The sequence below is a fragment of the Oleiphilus sp. HI0086 genome (genome assembly GCF_001635225.1).
Genome location: NZ_LWFZ01000824.1, coordinates 1 through 4425 on the forward strand (window position 1 = coordinate 1; position 4425 = coordinate 4425).

General features: G+C 38.8%; 6 protein-coding genes. 3 read left to right on the top strand and 3 right to left on the bottom strand.

Features of this window, described 5'->3' with window-relative positions; translation table 11 throughout:
- Positions 1 to 6: 6 nt before the first annotated feature.
- On the bottom strand, positions 7 to 1608 hold the full coding sequence (locus A3756_RS14735) for an AAA family ATPase (protein ID WP_068553766.1): 1602 nt from the start codon (positions 1606 to 1608) through the stop codon (positions 7 to 9).
- 41 nt (positions 1609 to 1649) lie between these two features.
- Positions 1650 to 2450: a MobQ family relaxase gene (gene mobQ, locus A3756_RS14740; RefSeq protein ID WP_068553767.1), complete on the bottom strand. Its 801-nt coding sequence runs from the start codon at positions 2448 to 2450 to the stop codon at positions 1650 to 1652.
- 164 nt (positions 2451 to 2614) lie between these two features.
- On the opposite strand from mobQ, the gene A3756_RS14745 reads away from it, so the two are divergent.
- Positions 2615 to 2878 carry a hypothetical protein gene (locus A3756_RS14745; protein ID WP_068553768.1) on the top strand — a complete coding sequence of 88 codons (264 nt, stop codon included), beginning with the start codon at positions 2615 to 2617 and terminating at the stop codon, positions 2876 to 2878.
- Positions 2871 to 3470 carry a hypothetical protein gene (locus tag A3756_RS14750; RefSeq protein WP_068553769.1) on the top strand — a complete coding sequence of 200 codons (600 nt, stop codon included), beginning with the start codon at positions 2871 to 2873 and terminating at the stop codon, positions 3468 to 3470. The genes A3756_RS14745 and A3756_RS14750 overlap by 8 nt, the downstream gene beginning before the upstream one ends.
- Before the next feature lie 90 nt (positions 3471 to 3560).
- Here A3756_RS14750 and A3756_RS14755 read toward each other — a convergent pair whose 3' ends face one another.
- Positions 3561 to 4118: a hypothetical protein gene (locus A3756_RS14755; protein ID WP_068553770.1), complete on the bottom strand. Its 558-nt coding sequence runs from the start codon at positions 4116 to 4118 to the stop codon at positions 3561 to 3563.
- Between the two features lie 78 nt (positions 4119 to 4196).
- On the opposite strand from A3756_RS14755, the gene A3756_RS14760 reads away from it, so the two are divergent.
- Positions 4197 to 4425: transposase (locus A3756_RS14760; protein WP_156490494.1), on the top strand; the 229-nt coding region annotated here is incomplete at its 3' end.

Here is a 4425-nt window from a genome sequence, read left to right on the forward strand (position 1 = left end):
TAAAATTTAGTTTGCAATCGCAGTGGTAATTTTATCAACTAAAGATTTCAACTGCTCACGAACCCCTTTTTCATCAATAAGCATTTTTCTGATGGCTTGTTCATACATTGCTTGAGTTGGAAAACAGAGTGCCTTCGAAATACTTTCGAGAGCGGGAGTTTCTCTAATCGGATAGCGTGAAATCATTTTTTCAATATCTTGATTTTCGATCAAGCCTTGTAACAGAGATTTCTCTTCCTCGAAAAGAGATTGAGTCGAAAATTCAAAACTTGTTGGTTCTTGGAGAATTAATTTCCAATTCGGTGCTTTTTTAAGCAGCTCGTCTCTTACTCTTCGTTCTACCAATCTTGCTGCCATTCTATTAATGTGAGGTTCAAAAGATTTTGTAAATGAGGATACTAATTCTTCATATGTATTATTTGGATCTATATCATTGATCAACGCAACGCGTTCCAGCATTGCTTTGATCAAGATAGGGTGATAATAGATTGATTCAACTGAGTATTGATCAATTGCGATAACGCCAAAATTTTCTAGATCCCGACATTCACTCTCATCCCTATTATCTCTATCAATAATTCCGACGGCCTTGACCCAGTGGTTTTCATCAGACTGATTTATACCGCGAACAATTCTTTCAACATCGACACAGCTACCTAGAGGTTTAATCGAAATATTTGGGTACAATATTTGGTAAATTTGCAGGTCTAAACTTGTTGATTTACCCTCAATGAATAATATATTTCTTCTGGCTCCTAATACTGCTTCTCCAATTTCAGTGTCTAAACTATCTACCGAATTGATGTAATCTATATCCCAAAACTGTGGGGTATGGTTGTACTTCCTAACAAGTAATGCTGAAGAGTTTTGTTGATCTAGTGGTAAAGAAATATCGTGTGTAGAAACGACAAAGGCACAGTCATTTCGATAGTTTAGTAAGGTGTTGATTAAAGGAGATACGATAGAGCGGTGAAGATGCCTTTCAGGTTCATCTAACAATATAAGTGTGTTTGGTGGAGCTGTTAGAACACTAGAAATAATTATTATAGCATTGCGCTCACCATCAGAAAGCTCCGCAATACTGTAAGGAGCAACACCTTCTCTAGTGGCTAGGAGCTTACTGCCCTGTTCAATTTGAATTTGAATATTCAAATTGGAAATTCTCAATATGTCATTCATTCTAGCAAGTGGAGCCTGTACTTGAGCTAGTTCCTCGGCAGTTTGACGGTCTCCTTGTCTTAGTGCATCAGCAATCTTTCTGGCATCAACGTTTTCCGCATCTATTAGGTCAAAAATAGTAATTTGAGATCTTTGAACTGCTAAGTCATCTCGATAGCGTGCAGTAGGCTGAAGGTCTTGACTGAGAACTTGCTGTTCGTGTTGCTCTCTGCTTGCAGGTGTGAGGTCGAGAGCGTTTGAGCGAAACCATACTTGACGATGTGCTGTTATATGCCTAGTTCTTCTAGGGTTTAGTGTAGAGAACTTATGCATCAGAGTTGATTTACCTGTACCGTTAGCACCAACTAGAAAAATCAGTTCACCTGAGCTGATGATCTTGGACTCTTGCTGGTTTCCCTTGGTTGGATATGTCAGATTGAAATCGCTCATATTACTCCTTTAAAGTTAACTGCTTTGCTTAAGTTTGTAAGTTATCTCGAAAGCCCCACAGATGGAAAGTATCTTTTTTTCTCTAAGTTTCGTTGTATGGAAACTTTTTCACGTTCAATAACTATGTTATTTCTTGCTTTTATAGCTTTATTCTTTTTCTCAATTCTTGACCTTTTTCCAGCGCGTTCTAGGCGTGTCGCAAAAGGTCCTCTGTGCTGAGTTGGCTCAATATTTAACCCTCTCTCCTTATAAGAGCGACAATCTATCAATGCCACGTTCTTCAGTTTTTCAATTTCTTCGTTAGCAATAATTTCCCATTTCTTTCGCCAATATTTAACTACGTTTTTCCCGTTCGTTCGGTCATCCCATTCTCTCGTTTTTTTAGTAAGCCCAGAGTTATCAATTCTCCGAGTAGAAAAAATTATATGAGCATGTATATTCTTTTCATTATTGTGCTCGTGAGGCTTATGAATGGAAAGCTGGGCTGCTACTTTGTGAGAAGTACAAATCTCATTTGCCAATTTTATAGCGACCTTTTGTTGGATATTATCAGGAAGCTCGTGGGGCAAACTGACCTCAACCTCTCTCAAAACGGTCGAATTTTTTCTCTTCTCGGCTGACTCAACTTCATTCCATAGTTGTTCTTGAACTAGGGCCCATGTAGGAGCACTAGAAGGCACTATAATCTGATTAAAAATCACACCTTTTTTTCGCCGGTAATCGAATATTTCACCACTTCTCTGATCTTTTAATTTTGTCGCTGACCGATAAGCTGCTGCGGCCACAGCGCTTTGGCCTTTTTTTCTAGAAAATGTTTTTGCGTTTAAATGATAAATCGCCATGATCCTTGCCCCTTTTTTATTTTTGTTATTGGCAGGTACTACGCACGCAAACTCTTGAGTTTGCCTAAGTGCGCTCTTGTTGTATATTTTACTGGTTATAAAAACAGTATTATTCTATAATAACTTTAATGACTAAACAAAAAAATAATAAAAAGGAGCTAGTCATGGAATCTAAGCGTTTATCTCGTTTACAGCAGCAAAAAGCATTGATTGAAAAGAAACTTTCGCTAGAGAAGCTGCACCTTCAAGTGCGGAATCGAAAAATAGAAACACGAAAGCGGTTGCTTATCGGCAAGATGATATTATTTGCTGTTAGCCAGGACCCTAGCGTCGAACCTCGTCTGAGGCAGCAATTGGACCACTTTTTGAAGACTAAGAGTGATAGGGCGTTATTTAATCTGCCTGAGAGGAGAGAGTGTGATGCTTGATTCTTATTGGGTAGAAAACATTCTGCGTGACCCAATCAATAAGTTCACTGTTCGTAAGTTGTTCTTCGCTTTACAGGGAATGGAAATTTATTGGCGATTGGTTGACCGGAAATACAATCGGGCATCTTATCGCACAGCTTCTGAAAGTGCTTGGATTCACGATTTTGGTTCTTATCAGGACATTAATTCCTTTATCAATGAAGTTGACTATGTTCGAGATTTCAAGTTGGAGCAAGCTTCGTACCTAATGAGTTTTTGTCTTAATGTTTTTGATAACTCGGATGATTCTGATGAAATCCTTAGCTTGATTAAAGCTCAGAACAAGGCTTTCGCCCCGATATTCTTTTACAGTGTTTACGAGGCTGTGATCATTCTTTTCTATGACTTAGAGCGCCGCAGATGTAGAAGGTTTAAGTGTTGTAATTATCTAAATCCTCCACAAAGACTAGAAGATGATGAAGAGTTGCGTAAGATTGTCGATTCTACAGTTGTATATTGCACTGCTAGCTCAGGTAAAGGACATGCAGATGATGATAGTGAATCGAATCTTCATTTAGTCAAGTACGTGAAATTTGGATCAGGCTTTGATTGACGGGTAACAGGTGGAACAGGGTAATTAGTAATAGATAAGAGGGCTGTGTGGTTGCCCTCTTATTTTTGATGGTGCAACAAGGTAACTTTGTTAGTGAATGTTCCCGCATAGGTCTTCACTGATTTTTAGATAGTAAAGTCGTTGGGTATCACTACCTAGTCGCGTGTTCTTGCTGTTTTTACCAGCATCTTTTTCAACAATACATTCCGATTTATTTAGAGCGGAGATTATTCTTCGAATAGCGTAGCCTCGACAGCTCATTTCTAAACCTGAACTAGTGAACATCCAAATTCTAGCTGACGTTCCATCATCATTCTTAATTTCTTTCCACCATCCAGCACGTTCATGAACTTTGTCATTGAAGTGGCTGAGATTAGTGAACTTGCTATCTCCATATCGACTGATAAATTTATGTATATTTTTTAGTATTTGACTGTCCTCACTAGTGCCGTTTCCCCTGGTGAGCTTCCATTCTTTGAAAAGCATTACTGAAGCGCGAATAGCCGAACCTTCTACCCATGGGAAAATACCAAAATGGGTGGCAAGTTCACCCGCTAACGCTGCAATTATAAATCTATCAGCAGCACGGCTTTCTTGGCCATTCTTACAGGTGACTGAGTTTTTGATGTCTTCAAATCGTTCATGCAACGATTCCCCCCTGTGTCAGGATAGTTGTCGCCTCTGTTAATTTTTAATAATTGAATAGGAGGCGGTAAGAGAATATGAGTGAAGCATTATTCAAAAGAGTTTAAAGAAGCCATTGTTAAGAAGTGGCTTGAAAGTGGGTTATCATTAAGAACGTTTTCAGCCCAGGAAAACATAAACCTATCCACCTTGTATTCCTGGCGAGATAAATTTCAATTACCAGGTTCAAGTGTGACAAAAAGTAGTAGTCCAGATAACTGGTCTCCAGAAGCAAAGTTTTCAATTGTTCTGGAAACCGCCATGATGTCGG